Source organism: Undibacterium sp. Ji42W (assembly GCF_049340405.1).
In the GTDB taxonomy this organism is placed as follows: Bacteria; Pseudomonadota; Gammaproteobacteria; order Burkholderiales; family Burkholderiaceae_D; genus Undibacterium.
This window is the reverse complement of the sequence record NZ_JBMPOV010000001.1, coordinates 364047-378772: the sequence shown is the minus strand read 5'-3', so window position 1 is coordinate 378772 and position 14726 is coordinate 364047. Positions and strand designations below refer to the sequence as shown.

The window sequence follows — 14726 nt, the reverse complement described above, 5'->3', positions numbered from 1 at the left end:
TTCTTGGTTTATTTTTCTGTCTGGAAAATCCAGCATTTAACGGATGTTGACGGTGTGGCCAGGGGAGATTGCGTGCCACGGATGACGCTATTTACTACCCTGTTTGTTTCTACAAATTTGCGGCGGCTGCTGGTTTTGAGCACTTTTTTGAGGTCGCGCAATTGCGGCACCTGCTGGCGGCGCTCGGCGGCTACTTGCATGAAGTGGTTCAAGTTGACAGCGATAAAGTTAGGGTCACGGGAATGATTCAGGATGGACATATCACCGTTGTCCAGGTAGTCGAAGGCCTCCCAGAATTCCTGTACCAGTACATGGTCGTTATTGATGACTTGCTGACGCTCTGCTGCCATCGCCCGGATTTGATCTTTCAAAGCATCAAGCTGCCTATCAGTCAGTTTTATTACCAGGGCTAGGGCATCGGCAATTGCCAGCATTTGTGCATGCGTCTCCGCCAGGCGTGGCATCTTTACGGCTGGGTTTTGGCGCAATTCTTTCAAGTACACCGGCGTCTGTTTCTTGATCATTTCCATGATGGATTTTTCTCGCTTGGTGGCGGCCAGCACGAAACCAGAAACGTTTTCAACGTCCATGTATTTGAGTGCGTCGGCGGCTTCGCCTGACTCGGCTGTCTGGGTTGAACGGTCAAAATACAGGTGGACAATGCGCGAAAGGATGGCTTCAGACGCGTTTACCGGGTTGTTTTGCGATATCACGATGGCACCCCTAAAAGGTGGCTCGTAAGTCTCATTGCCGCCCGTTGCCATGCCCCTGGCGCGAGTGCTGCGCCCGTTATACGCCGTCTTGAGTTCATCCCAGTCAAATGACTTTACGTGGCTCTTATCGTCGCCCATGCGTTCACGGTCTGACTCGATCAGCACCACCGGCAAGCAGGAAACCTGGCTGAAATTTCGTGCGCGTGCAGCCAGGCTTGATTTGCTGGGGTCAAATCCTTCATAGCCATTGCGGCCAAACAGTTTCCAAAGAAATTCAATCAGGGTTGATTTACCGGCACCGGCTTCGCCAACCACCTCTAAAAATGGGTATGAACTCTGAGACGCCCTGATTTGTTCTGCAAACAGGGAACCAAACCAGAAAGTAAGCGCGGCCAGGCCTTTGGCACCAAATGCAGTCCAAAGCATGTTTATCCAGTCTGTGCGGTAGTCGTCCCGGTCGCGGTTTATCGTCAGATGTACAGACTTGTTCAGTGACTTAATCGACAATTTGCCAATATCAAAGAAATCTTCGCTGTTGACTTCATTCAACATGCCATCTTTCATTGCCACGTCACCCAGCACATAGCATTCATGCTCAATGCTGTAACCAATGTAATCAATGGTGTCCACGCGCTTGATGTTGTAAAGCTGGTCAGCAAGGATGCGGTCAAGCTGCATGCTGCTGCCGCTATACATCGCACCACCGGCCATACCTAGCAAACGCTTTTTGAACTCCGCTGCACTGGCGATCTGGGCCGCAGTGAATGTGTTTTTCACCGGCGCACCGTCATGCGGGAATGACACCCGGAAGTAGTACCAGCTTTCGTTGGTAATCAGGTTCTCTTGAAAGTACAAAGCCCTTGGCATGCAATTGGCTATTTGACGTATCGTGCTCGATGTAACTAAGGCTTGATCACGCAATGCATATTCAGACATTGTTGTACTGTCTTCAGAGTCTTCCTGAATCTGCCTGGCTTTGTTGTATTGCTCCAAATCCAAGCGGAACCAGTACAACCGGTTGCTAAAGTCAAAATAGAATTCAGTCTGGTCACCATCGTGGCGATAGATCAGCAAGGCCTTTTCCTGTGCTGTCTTGGCGATCAGCAAAGCACCGTGATACTTGTATTCCTCTATGTCCTTTTCGGTCAGGCCATCGCGCTGGTGTAAATCGTTCCAGTCAATTTTGCCCCGGCCTTTTTGCGGTATCTGTGCTGCAACGCAATTCCAGCCTGCTGCCTGGGCTTGCTCGACGTGTTTCTTTGTATAGGAACGGCCAGCGTTATCACCGTCCAAGGCCCAGACCAGCGTACAGTCTTTGTTACCGCGTGATATCTCCAGATTGCGTAAAGCCTCTTCTGGGTAGTTATTGCAACTACCCAGGGCTACCGCTGGTATGTCGTGATGCATCAGTGCTATGGCGTCAAAAATGCCTTCTACAAGCCATATTTCTTTCACCGACTGAATGACCACATTGTCAGGCTTCCACCAATGGCCGTAATACTTCATGCCATACTGAAAATTGGCTTTCTTCTTACCAAAGCGGTACGGCTGATCTATCAGCCTTTCCCACCATCCATTAGCAAATGGAAAGCGGACCGTAGCACTGCCTAGCTTCAGCTTGCTATCAAAATAGGATTCTTGCGTGTACATGCCTTGAACTTTTGACAGGTCAAAGCCACGGCTCATCCTCAGATAAGCGTCTGCTGCTGCGTTGGGGTTGTTGTTATTCTCTGGCAGTGGCTTGTAACGGTCAGACCAGTTATCAAACAATTCTGGATACAGGTCTTTGACATGCCATGTTTCACCGCAATTATTCAGGCGGCCACAACGGACTACCCAGGGATTGCCCGCATGGACAAACAATTCTTTTTTCTTGCAGGTCGGGCACTCACCGCCGCGCAAATAGCCCTTCATTTCTTTTTTAAACCTGAATTCCTTCAGAAGACGGCCAAGTATTTCTTGCTGTAACGATGCATCCATTACGCACCCGCCTTAACTCTTCTGGCCGCTGCTTCCATGTCGCTGTTTGCATGCTTGAGACTGTAACTAAGCGTGCATAAGCCTTGATATATATCTATATTTGCCGGGTTATTTCCGTCAATCTGGGTCAGGATGTTGAAGAGCTTGTCCCTTGTTGCATATAACTCGCAGGGATAAAAAAACGCTTCAATCCGTATGATGGGTTGGCGGTCGCGCTCAGATAAATCTATTGTGGTGGGTGTAATAGTCATATTCATTCAGTCAAAATCACCACTTGCGCGGCGTTTAAAATCGGTTGTTGCTGCTTGTTTGTCATCTGGATGGCCACCAAAGCCAGCAAAGCGCCCCTGTGGCTGTTTCCTTGCGCTTGCCGGGCTTTCAGACCTTCCCCACAAATGCGCCGGTATACGGCCTCTCCAGCAATGTGCAATCGTTGTTAGGGTCGCCAGAATCAAGGGCGATGCCTGGTCAAATGGCACTTCAAGGTGCAAAGCGGCATGCACCATGCGCAATTCGTCTTGTGTGGGCGGTGGCAGGGTCATGTTTTTGGTAACGCGTCACGAAAATAATGCCGTTCAACGCTTAACAATCGCCGGGCTTCTTCAAGCAGATTAATGTTTCTTGAGTATTCCCTTTCTGCTTCCAGATCTTCCAGGCGAATGGCAATCGCCAACAAGCGGGAACTTTCGGCAATGCCGGTGCTAATCGCGCCCAGCAATGCCACATACACGTCATCAGGCAGCCTCATTGCGATTACCTCGTAAGAAGTTGAATTTGCGCGCTCTCTGACGGTCGCGGTACTCCTTGGCGCGCTGGGCTGCACTCTTGGCCGTGGCTTTGCGTGGACGGCCAGGACCAGGCTTGTTGAAGATGTCGATAGTGAATTCATCGCCAGGCTGTTTCATAATCACCACTCCCCGGCCAGGCCGCCCAGATCGTGGATGACTTCGCCTATCAGGCTACGGCAATACAGGCGGCTCATTGTTGGCCCGCGTCGTGATGACGCCAGAAGCTTGTGAATTTCCCGCGCCAGGACAAAACGGGTTGCAAATGTCAAACGCATGGTTACCCCTCTAAAGTTTTAGATAAAAAAAGTCCCTCACGCCTGGGGAACAGGCATGCTGGCAACTACAAATTGTTTAAATTGCTGCGGCTAGATCAGCGTCATGCAGCGGTCAGGTTTAACGACAACTGATTCAAGGCTGAAGCCCTGACGTGCCTAGAAATAGGTATCTTCACGTCATAGTTAGGTACAGCAGAGAGTGATACTGTGCGCAGCACTTCCAGGCCTGCGATAAAGACATGACCGCAATCGACGTTCTGACAGCGGTATGTGATTTCTTTAAACATGGGTGACATCGTGCGGCTTTTAATAGCGCGCACACTTTGCGTGCAATGAGGGCATGGCAGACCGATTACTCTCATTCCGTTGTCCTTTCAAAATCTTCAAGTGAAACTAAAATCATTGCCCGGCCACGACCGGTAATACTCTTCATGCTCTCGCGCAAAACACGTTTAGCCAGGAAGACAGCCGTTTCATCAAGATCACGCAACCCCCATTGAACGCGTACCGCTTCCAGCTTGGCTAATTCTTCGTCGTTCAAATCCAAATTCATTGAAGGCATCTTTTTGTCGGCTCTAAAGTGTCTTGTTAGCGACTGTCAATAAAATTACTTTGTCGCTACTATGAGGTTGCCATTTTGATCAAGCTTGGCAGCTTCTTTCAGCACCAATTCACGCAGCAGTGCTGCCGGTTGTTCGCCCTGAAACTTGGCAATAGCAATGATCAATTCAAACTCGTAGTCGTCAAAACGAACTGTGAGTCTGTTATTTTTTAGGCGTTTAGGGTCTGGATACATGGTGCGTCCTATCCTGGTTGTTTGTTGTTGGCTAATTCATTCTCGTAGTCCTTGAGACCGCGCAAATACATCATGCGCAGAAAGAAGGCAAAGGAACGTTGCTCAGCAATGGCATACATATTTGCCTGCGCCACTTCATGCGAGGAAAGAGATATAGGGGTGCGCGTAGCACCTTTAATTTTAGGTGCGCGTCTAAATGATGTGCGTGTGTCAACTGACATAATGTATCATTGTGTTACGTTATCGAGTAACGCAATCATAGTAAAGAATAATTTAGATGTCAACAGAAAAAACTAAAGAATTGTTTGGTTTTGGGGCCAGGCTTGCGGCAGAGCGTCAGCGGCTAGGGCTTACACAAAAAGCAGTAGCTGCTTTTCTTGATAAAACGTCAATGACGCAGATTAAATATGAGTCAGAAGATACCAAACCAGATTTACTTTATCTCGAAGGCTTGGACAAGCTAGGCGCGGATATTTATTACATTATTACAGGTAAGAGAAGTGATAACACTTTAAGTAATGATGAACGCGATGTTATTACTGGTCTGCGATCACTAGACCTACGGGGCAAAGCAGGTGTCCTTGCTTTGATCAGCGGAATGACCCCGCATGAACCAAAACCAAAAAATGTTTTCCATGGTGGCGTTGGTCAAAACGTCGAAGGCAATATTACTGCGCCTCAGACATTCAATATCGGTAAGGATAAATAATGCGCGAGTTTATATCCCGCATAGCCTTCTTATTTGCTTTCCTCTCACTGATAGCGGTGATTATTGGCATGATTTCCCCGAAAAAATTCGCGGAGAATGATCAGCCTGCTCCTACAAGGAAAAGCATATTTTTCACCTTTATTTTCGTAGCGTTGATCTTGTCTGGTGTTGGATATGCAGTTTCACCTGGTGAGGCCACATCAACGATTTCTCAGCAAGATTCGGATGTAGTCAAATTGCAGAGACTCCATGCTGAAATTGGTGCAATTGAAAACAAATTTGCTCAGCAGATGGATGATTTTTCCGGTGTATTGCAACGTATCCTTTTAAAAAAGGAAGTCCCTGATTTAGAGCGGACTAAGCCCGTTGATATGACATTCGGAGAAATACTCGAAACGTTAGAAAAATCAAATAGCATCAAAGTGCCTGATGTTACTCAAGCTGATGCAAGACGCTATATGACTGACGCAGTTGACGCTCATAAAAAATGGGCACTGACCATGCAAGCAAAGATAGCCGCATTATCAAAAGGGAACATCGAACAGGTTAAAAGGATGAACGCCACAGCAGAAAGTTTTGCCGTTGACGAAGCGATGGCTTTGGGGCTTGCATACAAGGCACTTGGTCTTCCGATTCAATGAACTGTTTTCAGTTCGACTACCGGCCATTTGATTTGAAGCTGATTTTTGAAAGGCGCGGCAAAACTGTCGCCACAAACAACATGGCGTTTTCTACCCATGTTCAGCACAGCAAAAATTTTTTAGATAAACACCGTTTAAAGTGTTGGAATGAATGAGCGTAATTTTCAAATGACAGCAAATAATGAATTTAGAGGTAATGTCGGTCAGGTAGCAAATGGTGACGCTAGTAGCGTGACATCGAATGGAAATGTAGTTACAGTTAATTTTAATACTCCAGACGAACCTAGGGAGATTGAAACTGTCAACGGTATTCAGCGGAAAAATATGTTTGCACGCGCAGAAGAATTAGCTTCCTTAACAAACCGACAAACAGTTGACATCTACAATGATTTTCTACGTGGCTATGGAATAAAGAAAATTAAATTTTTGCCGGTCTCAAAATATAAAGAAGTTTGTGAATTTCTCGATATTGAGATAGAAAAATTCAGTAAAAAGCAAAAATTGGACAGCAAAAAGATTGATGAAGATACGGATGTTTCTAACTCCAAACCGTCAATATCAACGACTAACATATCAATACCTGAAACCAAAAAAATACCTGATTCTGTGCTGGTTTCTTCTCAAACAGTAGTTCACCAGATTAAAGCAGTTCCGCAGCCATGTAAAAAATGTGAACAGTCGCAGGCTAGTTTAAAAAAAATAAAGGTAACAAATAAAATTCTTGCTGTGTTGTTGGCAGTTTCTGTATCTAGTTTTGCCTGGGCATTTTTTAGTGATCGTACTGCGACCGAAGCCAAGACAGTGCAAAACAGCACTCAAGTCTGCGAACACTCCGGCGATAGATTTAGTATTGGCGGTAAAGTAAAAAATCCAGACGGTTCATTAATGCAATGTGTTTTAGTTGATGGAAGTTCAATTTGGAAAGAATTAGAGCAAACTAAAAAGGCTGTCTCTAGATCACCTGTAAAAAGACCTCCACAATCTGAATATGAATGAATTTCTTGTAGCGATAAATCCAGAGGGACAAGTATGAAAAATCTATTCTCAGTCGTGATTGCTTCAGTAGTATTTATTTCTGGAAATGCAGGTGCGGCAAATTATCTTTACCCCGCCGCTTGCGAGAAATCATATTCAAAACAAGGTGAACAGAGTGAGGATTTAACAAAAATAAATGGGCGCACTATTAACTGTGATTCTGTTGTAGTTTCCATGCCAAAAAATGGAAATATCATGATCAGCATAATTGATAAAAAGAGTGATTTAACCCCATTGGGATTTGCCGGTTCTAGATTTGATCTTAAGATAAATCCTAATTTGACAACTTTGCCACTTGAACGAATTTACCTTCCGCATGCAAGTAATCCTAAGGTTCCACAAGTAGTCAATGGAATAGAAGGTTTTTGTTTTCTCGATAGAAAACTCAACTTTAGGGCGCTTTCAGGAATGAGTTGCTCTGCAAAAATTGAGATTGGTACACAAAAGCTAATCTATAACATTGTTGTTCGTATAGTTGGCCCAGGTGAGATTATTCCAGGGACATAGACACTGGTTAATTATTCACTTTTTGGTGCAAGAATATGAAAAATTCTAAACTCAACACAATACAGGTATTGGCAATATTGTCTTTCACTTTATCTGGTTGTAGTGGAACAAACGATAATTCTAGCAAGGAGTCGAGTGCTAAAGTAAAAAAACAAGTCGACTACGCAATATATGATGGTCCAAACAACTCTTCAGACTTTGAAGGAAAGTATCACAATAATTGCACGTCTTCTATTTGTGTTCTAGAAATCAGCCCTGATAATTCTCCGTTAAAAAAAAATGGGGGCACTCCTATTTGTTTAATTCCCAAATACGAGTCTAAGGCGGTCTTGAGTGTTGCTTTTGACCGGGACAGCAATTTTATTGGTGTGAGCTGTCAAATTAGTGAATCAGACTATGCAGATATTTCTTCATACTATGGCATTAATAATATCTACAATAAATATTTGGATCAAAGAGGTGTTTATGAGGACTTTAGAAATTGGAAAACGTCCTCCGGATTTATTACTTCTTACAAAGAATTGATTGGCAGAGGTAATGATGGCAGGATTGGTTATTCCTATAACGTATATGTGGGAATAAAAGAGCACCCTCATTTTTCAGAATTTGTGAAACCGTAACTTCATTTTTTTATTTTACTTCTTCATTTTGTACTGCTTTCTTCTTGCTTTTTTTTCGTTTCCATCTCCAATTGGGTTGTAAACCCCTGTGCCGTGATGTTGTGCGTGGTTTTGACAATTATCCAGTCAGTGTCTCCGATAGGCGCTTTTAGACTTGGAATGGTGACGCCCATCATGGGGGTAATGTCTGGCCTGCCCAACGCCAGTGTAAATTGCAAACTTGCCTTGCCACGTTTTACCCGGTTCATTTCTGCCTTTGCTGCTTGCTCTGCTGCCTCCTGATTGGGATAGGTGTGCCGCAGGCGTTTGGGGTTGTCGTCTTCGCCTATCAACTCGCTTTTTTCCTTCGCGTCGTTGGGGTCATGCCATTGGGCGCGCACGCCGGTGTAAGCGTCTCGGCTGGCGGTATGGTAGCGGTGCTTGTCACCGTCGCGGCGTTCCAGGGTGATGGTGGGCAAGCTTTCGCCTTTGCTGTTGCTGCCTTCATCAATAGGCAGGAACAGCAATGCATCTTTTTTGACCGTGGCAACAGCATCAAACCGCTTGCCCAGCCGGTTTAAAAAATTCACGTCTGATTCGTTAGTCTGGTCGATGTGGTCAATGACCTTACCTTGCAACGACTGGCTAACGCGAGTCGTTAGGCCGTTGTCTTTGGCGATCTGGCCCACGATGTCGGCAACTGTTATTTGATCAAAGCTGCGGTCCTTGCGGGTGCGTACCTGCTTTGCCATCTCGGCACTACGGGCGCGTAGTACTAGCATATCGGGCGCGCCTTCGTGTTCCACTTCGTCCACCACAAAGGTGCCTTTGTCCACCATGGGGCTACCTTGCCAGCCCAGCTGTAAAGTGATTTTGACGCCTTTACGGGGTATCGCCACACGGCCATCACTATCATCAATGGTGATGTTTAATTCGTCCACGGCGTCTTCTCGTGATTCTGTCAGCGTCAGGCTGACCAGACGAGAATATATTTTGCTGGTGATGTCTTGGCCGTCCAGCGTCACGGCAAATGCAGGTTTTGGAGTTCTCATTATTCTAAGTCGATGTCTTCCCAGTCAATAACTTCTTCGCCCTGATCTGGGCCGCCTGCATGCGGGTCTACCTGGTCGCCCAGGTCGCACCGCTTCAGACTAATAGAAAATTCTATTCGGCGTGGCAAGCCATCTGCATAAAACAGGCTTTTGCCTTTTGTCAGGTGCGTGATGAGAAATTGCCCATAGATGCGGCCAGTACCTTCCACCAATACATAGGCGTCGCCAATGTCTCCCATTTCTTCCAGATCATCCAAAGAAGCCGGGTCACCGGCAAAGGCCGGTGCCATCCAGCCGCTTAAGTTAATTGTGTTATCACCAAGCCCGGTGAACTGATGGGCGTCGCGTTCCCCCACGCGGGAGGTGTTAGGGTGCTTCCACTCTATTTGCTGCTGAAAATCTTGATAGGTAGCTGTAGACATGCTGAATACAAACTGACTTAAACACATCATCATTTTTATAGTCCTTGATCAATATTCGTCATAGTCATGCATGGCAGATCGTTTTTGCTGGGCCTTCTGGCGTTCGCGCTTATCCAGTTCAGCGGCCACGGCTTTGGCGATGGCTTGCGGGTCCATGCCTGTCGGTGGGTTAATAATGATTTGTATGCTGTCTGCACTGTGGTATTGATTTGCCGGAGCATTGCCAGCCTGAGCCACTGGCGGGCGGCGGTCAAACTGGATAGGTGCAGGCTGGCGCGTTGCCTCTATTGCCTGGCGTGGTGCTGCAAACTGCATCATGGCGACTTGCTGCGGGTTAAACAGTGGCTGTGGAATGTCCATTGCAAAAGCAGGCGTCATAGCTGCGCTAAAGGCCAGGCCGGTGCCAAGGGCTGTCATTTGCTTGGTGACGGCGTTCAACTTGTTTAAGGGCATCAACTGGCCGCGCTCGATGCCGACGGCCAAACCTTCCATACTGAATTGCCCTAACTCCGCAAACACAACGCTGGGGCTATGGATGCCTAATTTTTCTTTAAACCAGGTCACCACGTTATCTGCCATGCTGCTGATGGTGTCGCGCACGGTGCTGGCCGCGCTAGTGATGCCGTTCACCAGGCCTTGCATCATGAAGCTGCCAAACTCGGTAAATTTGGCCGGGATGTCGATGCCGAAATACCCCAGCACGCCCGCCATGGCGCGATGAAACAAACCTAAAGGACTCCAATTCACCAGCAAAGAACCTACGCCAGCGATGCCACCGTTAAAGGCTTGCTTGATTTCCCCCCATAGTCCTATGAAGAATGCGCTTACTTTGGACCAGTTGCGGTATATCAGATACGCGGCCACAGCAATGGCAGTGATTGCCAGCCCTATAGGGTTCATGAGCAAGAAGCGGCCCGCCACAAGGAAGGCGCGGCCCAACCACATGACGGCATTACCAGCCAGGCGCAAGGCTGGCAACAAGCCACGCAGCCAGCCACCCACGCGGGCGAGGAAGGGACCAATACGCGCAAATGCCGCACCCAGCCTGGCGAATGTACCAGCGAGTAAGCCACCCCTGATACCCAGCATGACCATGCCAAAGCGAAGCATGGCAAACGGGCCTATCAGGGCGGCAAGGCCCAGGGTGGCCGTCCCCATTACCAACAGCACTGCTGCCAAACCGGCAAACGTGATGGTCAGCGCTTTAGCTACGCTCTGATGCCGGTTAAAAAAGCCGGTCAGGCTTTGTATGGTGCTGGTCAGCATTTCCAGCCCTTTATTTACCAAGGGCAGCAGATGTTCACCTAATTGCTGTTCCAGCGTGTTGCGGCGGGCGACCAGGGCAAGGTATTGGCCGTTGACGCCTTGGCCTGACTCTTTGTTTAACTGGTCAATACCATAAGCTCCCTTGGCCGCGTCCCTGTGCTTTTGTATGTTGGTCCGCTCTAGATACATGGATGACATTAGGTTTGCCGCGCTGCGGCTTGAGAACAAGGTTGTGATTTTGCTGATGACCTGGTTGTCTGTCATGCCCGGTTTCTGGATTTTAGGTAACACATCTTCCATCAAGAATTTGAAGGGGTCAGATTTGTATTTATCGGCATTGATCAGGGCATCTGGCCGCATTTTGGTGATGTGGCCAGTCTTGCCGTACTTGATGGAGTTTGGGTCTATCAGGCCATCTTTGTGCAGTTCTTCGGCAGTTTGTTGGGTGGTACGGCCCACTGCCCAATTCTGATAAGCGCTCATTAAGGATGTGCCGGTGCGGTCGCCGCCCATCTCTTGTATGTTGTGAAGCATGCCAAAGAAAAAACTGTCATCTGACAATTGTTTTGCAGCCACTCCACCAGTCTTGATCATGTTCAGCAGGTCTTCCGGCTTGACCAGGCCGCCCGATGCTACATAAGCCTTGGTAGAGAAATCCAGCACTCGTTTGAAGGTGTCCATGTCTTTTAACGCGCCGCGCAGCTCGGCAACTTTGATTAAATCCATAAACATGCGTTCTGCTGCTTCGCCGTGGCCTTCACCGCCTCCGCGCTGTTGCATGACGCCCTCGATACCGAATTTCATTTTTGCCAGCAGTGGTGTGACCTCTTGCGCATGGTGGAAGTCGCGCAAGATAGATTGCGCCTCAGTCAACAGCTTGAGGTTTTCTAGACTGCTGCTGCCCATGATGTCCATGCCTTTGGCGAATTGGACGCCTTCTTGCACCATGTGCTCACCTATCCCCAGGGCGCGCAGGCGGGATGTCTGTTGCTGGAACTGGGCGGCCTGGTCCAGACTTTTGATAACGGGTACACCCATGGCCGTACCGGCCATGGTCATGCCCATGCCGGATACCGCCATGTCACCAGCGGTGCCGCGTGTTTTCTTCATGCGGTTTTGTGCAGCGGCTACCTTGTCATTGACGGCGGCCAGTTCTGCTAATTTTCGCTTTTGGGCATCTATCTGGCTATTCGTGGATGCTATATTGCTGCGCAAGCTGCGTTCATGGCTGCTCAGGTTGTTGGTACTGATACCAGCGGCGTTCAGCTTGTCGCGCAGGGCTTGCAGTTGCTGGCCTTGCTGCTGGTGCTGTTCTTTGATGAGCCGGGCCGCTTTGGTTGCCCGGTCAAATTCCCGCGTCATGGTGCGCGTGGGGTTTTCTGTGGCCTGTAGCTGTTCAGCCAGACTCTTTGCCCTCTGGCGGGCTTCTTCCAGCCTGCCAGCGGTGTGTTTGATGTCGGTATGCAAATGCCTGAACGATGACAGGTTTTTTTGCTGGCTGTCCAGGTCCTTCAAGCGATCACGCAATGCCTTAAGGGCCTTGCTACTGGCGGTAGATTCGCCAATGATGCGTTTGAGGGGCGCTGTAATGCGCTCTATCATGTTAAAAACGACTTGCAGTTTCAGGTCACGTTCAGACATCTGCTTTACTCCGTTGTGCTGCGTACTCTGGCACGTTCGCGCCAGTCCATTAATTCCAAGACACCTAAATCATCCATGGCGGCAGGCGGCCAGTGAAACACTACCGCCACGTCTGCCATGGCGTCTTCTATGTGCGGGGGAATGCCATGCGGTCCGCTTTCTTGACTAAAAAAAGCGACACCTCCGAGGCAATTTCCACCAGGTCTGCCGGGTCGAGGTTGGCAACGTCTTGTGCTGTCAGGATAGGCGCGGTGATACGGGGCAAAACCTGTTGCAAGGCCACTACGTTCATATTGCCCAGGTCAATCAAGGATACGCCGCGCAGTTCGCCAGACTTTGGTTTGCGCAATGTGATTTCAGTGATTTCATTGTCGCCACGTTTCAACGGCTCATCCAGAACGATGACTTTTGTAAAAGAGGCTGCAACTGCTGTTGCTTGTGTTGTTTGAGTGTCGCTCATGTTGTCTACTTTCTAAATGTGTGGAATGGATAGTTTGTACTGCCGGTGTTGATTTGCTGCTTACATGCCTATGGCGGCGCGTATTTCTGCGGTGCGGTCAATGCCTCCGATAATTTCCACGCCGTTGATGAAATCCAGTTCAATGATGTCTTCACCGTTGACGGACAATTTGTAATAGCTGCATGTGGTCTTGTATTTTTGTTCGCTCTTGTCGGCCATTTTTGCATTACCCATTTCAATCTCTTTATGGCGGCCACGAACAACAATTTCTACTGCGTCTACTGCGCCGTCCTGATCGTTTTGATAGGCACCGGCAAAGCGCAGCATGATTGCGTCGTGGGTAATTGCTCCGTATTGCGCCAGCGCGTCCACCAGCAGGCCGCCCGCCGTCCAGTCGAGTTCAATTTTTTCATTGTGGTAGTCGATTTCGATAGGGCCAGACATACCACCGGCAATATAGTCTTCCATCTTGCGGGACAATTTGGGTAAGGTCAGTTCAGGGACGAGGCCAATGTATGAGGCACCATCATTGAACAGATTAAAATTTTTGAGTTTGCTTGGTAATCCCATGTTTGCTCCAGGTTGTTTGGTGGATGGCCAGCCACTACGGCGGGCGAGATTCAGTCTTTAGGTATTGATGCGCTTGGCAAAGTCGGCCAGGTATTTGTCTGTAATGCGTTGTTGCAATACCAGGTCTTCCAGCGGCGGCACTGGCGTGTAGTCGTAGTCAATCGTCAGTGAACCGATTTTGAGACTGTCCTTGCCGTTTGCTGCTTCGTCGTACCAGGCTTTGCCGTCAATGATCAGCCCGGCTGTTTTGAGTGCGCGGAATTTGGCGTTGATAGCTTCAATCAGATCACGCACTAAGGACGGGTGCAAGGGCTTGTCTACAAAGCTGAAATGCACTTCTGCAATGGTGTCTGCCAGCACCTGGGCCGTGCGGGTGTAGTTCTCGAAAAAGAAAAATTCAGCTTCTTCAGCGGTACGTGAACCCCAGAAGCGGTACCCGTTTTTGTTAATCAGTGTTGTTACACCGGCGGCATTCAATACCCCGGCATCTGTCGCCGGTGATTGCAGGTCCCAGAAAACGTCTCGTGCAATGCCTGTGGGACCATTGACGACGATGTTGGACAGGGATTTATGCCAGCCTATGTCATTGTCTATCTTGGCGCGCAGGCCCAGGGCATACGCTACCGCCGGTATTGACGCGCTGGCATTGGTGGCAGTGTCGAAGTTCACAAAGTCCGGCCAGATCACCATCACTTCACGCTGGCCGAAGTGACCACGATAAGTTATGGCGGCTTCTTTGGTCTGTGCGCCCCAGGCACTGGCATACACAAAGGCGCGCAGCTTTTGGGCAATGCTGGCAAGTTCTGTGGTGACCGCCTGCGTATCGAGGCCAGGCGCTCCAAGGATGCGCGGCTTGATACCGAACTTGGTTTGTGCAGCCAGCAAGGCTTTTGCGCCGGTGTATTGGCCGCTTGGTGTGACTGTGCCCACCACATTGGCGGTTTGCGCTGCTTCGTCGTCTGCCTCTTCTACCCGTACAACAACTGTCAAGGCGTTGGTTTGTTTGGAAATGGCATCCAGCACCTTTGCCAGCGTGCCTGTGTGTCCTGCCTTGCCTTTGGCGGCCAGGACGTTGGTAATCAGCACCGGCGTGTTCAGGGGAAATACTGTTACATCTGCATCGTCAGCAGTGGCAACCAGGCCTATGACGGCGGTAGACACTGAGCGTATCGGGCGCGTGCCTTCGTTGACTTCAATGACGCGAACGCCGTGGTGGTAAGTGTTTGTAGACATCGTTTATATGCTCCTGTGGTGATGAAACAATGGGTAGGC

At 48.7% G+C, this 14726-nt stretch carries 22 protein-coding genes; 5 read left to right on the top strand and 17 right to left on the bottom strand.

Annotation, left to right across the window (positions count from 1 at the left end; all coding sequences use genetic code 11):
- Positions 1–8: 8 nt before the first annotated feature.
- The 10 genes from ACO0LG_RS01775 to ACO0LG_RS01730 form a co-directional block, all read right to left on the bottom strand.
- The gene (locus ACO0LG_RS01775; protein ID WP_423022738.1) at positions 9–2693 is read right to left on the bottom strand and encodes a toprim domain-containing protein; all 2685 of its coding nucleotides are present in this window, start codon (positions 2691–2693) and stop codon (positions 9–11) included.
- On the bottom strand, positions 2693–2944 hold the full coding sequence (locus ACO0LG_RS01770) for a hypothetical protein (RefSeq protein WP_423022736.1): 252 nt from the start codon (positions 2942–2944) through the stop codon (positions 2693–2695). Before ACO0LG_RS01770 ends, ACO0LG_RS01775 begins: the two co-directional genes overlap by 1 nt.
- A 6-nt stretch (positions 2945–2950) precedes the next feature.
- Entirely contained in the window at positions 2951–3235 is a 285-nt protein-coding gene (locus ACO0LG_RS01765) for a hypothetical protein (RefSeq protein WP_423022734.1), read from the bottom strand.
- Positions 3232–3441 (bottom strand): hypothetical protein, encoded by a 210-nt coding sequence (locus tag ACO0LG_RS01760; RefSeq protein ID WP_423022732.1) that lies wholly within the window; start codon positions 3439–3441, stop codon positions 3232–3234. Before ACO0LG_RS01760 ends, ACO0LG_RS01765 begins: the two co-directional genes overlap by 4 nt.
- Positions 3428–3598, bottom strand: coding sequence for a hypothetical protein (locus tag ACO0LG_RS01755; RefSeq protein WP_423022730.1), 171 nt, complete (start codon positions 3596–3598; stop codon positions 3428–3430). The genes ACO0LG_RS01760 and ACO0LG_RS01755 overlap by 14 nt, the downstream gene beginning before the upstream one ends.
- Positions 3599–3600: 2 nt before the next feature.
- Positions 3601–3756 (bottom strand): hypothetical protein, encoded by a 156-nt coding sequence (locus ACO0LG_RS01750; protein ID WP_423022728.1) that lies wholly within the window; start codon positions 3754–3756, stop codon positions 3601–3603.
- 101 nt (positions 3757–3857) lie between these two features.
- Complete coding sequence (locus ACO0LG_RS01745; protein WP_423022726.1) at positions 3858–4118, bottom strand: ogr/Delta-like zinc finger family protein; 261 nt, start codon at positions 4116–4118, stop codon at positions 3858–3860.
- The gene (locus ACO0LG_RS01740; protein WP_423022724.1) at positions 4115–4297 is read right to left on the bottom strand and encodes a hypothetical protein; all 183 of its coding nucleotides are present in this window, start codon (positions 4295–4297) and stop codon (positions 4115–4117) included. The genes ACO0LG_RS01745 and ACO0LG_RS01740 overlap by 4 nt, the downstream gene beginning before the upstream one ends.
- A 66-nt stretch (positions 4298–4363) precedes the next feature.
- On the bottom strand, positions 4364–4552 hold the full coding sequence (locus tag ACO0LG_RS01735; RefSeq protein WP_423022722.1) for a hypothetical protein: 189 nt from the start codon (positions 4550–4552) through the stop codon (positions 4364–4366).
- Positions 4553–4560: 8 nt separating this feature from the next.
- Entirely contained in the window at positions 4561–4773 is a 213-nt protein-coding gene (locus ACO0LG_RS01730) for a hypothetical protein (protein WP_423022720.1), read from the bottom strand.
- 56 nt (positions 4774–4829) lie between these two features.
- Here ACO0LG_RS01730 and ACO0LG_RS01725 point away from each other — a divergent pair, with 56 nt between their 5' ends.
- The 5 genes from ACO0LG_RS01725 to ACO0LG_RS01705 all read left to right on the top strand — a co-directional run bounded on the left by ACO0LG_RS01725 (position 4830) and on the right by ACO0LG_RS01705 (position 8064).
- Entirely contained in the window at positions 4830–5261 is a 432-nt protein-coding gene (locus ACO0LG_RS01725) for a helix-turn-helix domain-containing protein (protein WP_423022718.1), read from the top strand.
- Positions 5261–5902: a hypothetical protein gene (locus tag ACO0LG_RS01720; protein ID WP_423022716.1), complete on the top strand. Its 642-nt coding sequence runs from the start codon at positions 5261–5263 to the stop codon at positions 5900–5902. The genes ACO0LG_RS01725 and ACO0LG_RS01720 overlap by 1 nt, the downstream gene beginning before the upstream one ends.
- 147 nt (positions 5903–6049) lie before the next feature.
- Positions 6050–6898 (top strand): hypothetical protein, encoded by an 849-nt coding sequence (locus ACO0LG_RS01715; protein WP_423022714.1) that lies wholly within the window; start codon positions 6050–6052, stop codon positions 6896–6898.
- A gap of 33 nt (positions 6899–6931) precedes the next feature.
- Complete coding sequence (locus ACO0LG_RS01710; protein WP_423022712.1) at positions 6932–7444, top strand: hypothetical protein; 513 nt, start codon at positions 6932–6934, stop codon at positions 7442–7444.
- Between the two features lie 35 nt (positions 7445–7479).
- Complete coding sequence (locus tag ACO0LG_RS01705) at positions 7480–8064, top strand: hypothetical protein (RefSeq protein ID WP_423022710.1); 585 nt, start codon at positions 7480–7482, stop codon at positions 8062–8064.
- A 23-nt stretch (positions 8065–8087) separates the two neighbouring features.
- On the opposite strand, the gene ACO0LG_RS01700 is transcribed toward ACO0LG_RS01705, so the two are convergent.
- Genes ACO0LG_RS01700 through ACO0LG_RS01670 form a run of 7 tightly spaced genes read right to left on the bottom strand, consistent with a single transcriptional unit; the run spans position 8088 to position 14687 of the window.
- Positions 8088–9095: a contractile injection system protein, VgrG/Pvc8 family gene (locus tag ACO0LG_RS01700; RefSeq protein ID WP_423022708.1), complete on the bottom strand. Its 1008-nt coding sequence runs from the start codon at positions 9093–9095 to the stop codon at positions 8088–8090.
- Positions 9095–9550: a phage tail protein gene (locus ACO0LG_RS01695; RefSeq protein ID WP_423022706.1), complete on the bottom strand. Its 456-nt coding sequence runs from the start codon at positions 9548–9550 to the stop codon at positions 9095–9097. The genes ACO0LG_RS01700 and ACO0LG_RS01695 overlap by 1 nt, the downstream gene beginning before the upstream one ends.
- 15 nt (positions 9551–9565) lie before the next feature.
- Positions 9566–12424, bottom strand: a complete 2859-nt coding sequence (locus ACO0LG_RS01690) for a phage tail tape measure protein (RefSeq protein WP_423022704.1) — start codon at positions 12422–12424, stop codon at positions 9566–9568.
- 5 nt (positions 12425–12429) lie between these two features.
- Complete coding sequence (locus ACO0LG_RS01685) at positions 12430–12543, bottom strand: GpE family phage tail protein (protein ID WP_423022702.1); 114 nt, start codon at positions 12541–12543, stop codon at positions 12430–12432.
- Between the two features lie 8 nt (positions 12544–12551).
- Positions 12552–12884 carry a phage tail assembly protein gene (locus ACO0LG_RS01680; RefSeq protein ID WP_423022700.1) on the bottom strand — a complete coding sequence of 111 codons (333 nt, stop codon included), beginning with the start codon at positions 12882–12884 and terminating at the stop codon, positions 12552–12554.
- Positions 12885–12944: 60 nt separating this feature from the next.
- On the bottom strand, positions 12945–13454 hold the full coding sequence (locus tag ACO0LG_RS01675) for a phage major tail tube protein (protein WP_423022698.1): 510 nt from the start codon (positions 13452–13454) through the stop codon (positions 12945–12947).
- Positions 13455–13511: 57 nt separating this feature from the next.
- The gene (locus ACO0LG_RS01670) at positions 13512–14687 is read right to left on the bottom strand and encodes a phage tail sheath protein (protein WP_423022696.1); all 1176 of its coding nucleotides are present in this window, start codon (positions 14685–14687) and stop codon (positions 13512–13514) included.
- Between the last annotated feature and the right edge of the window lie 39 nt (positions 14688–14726).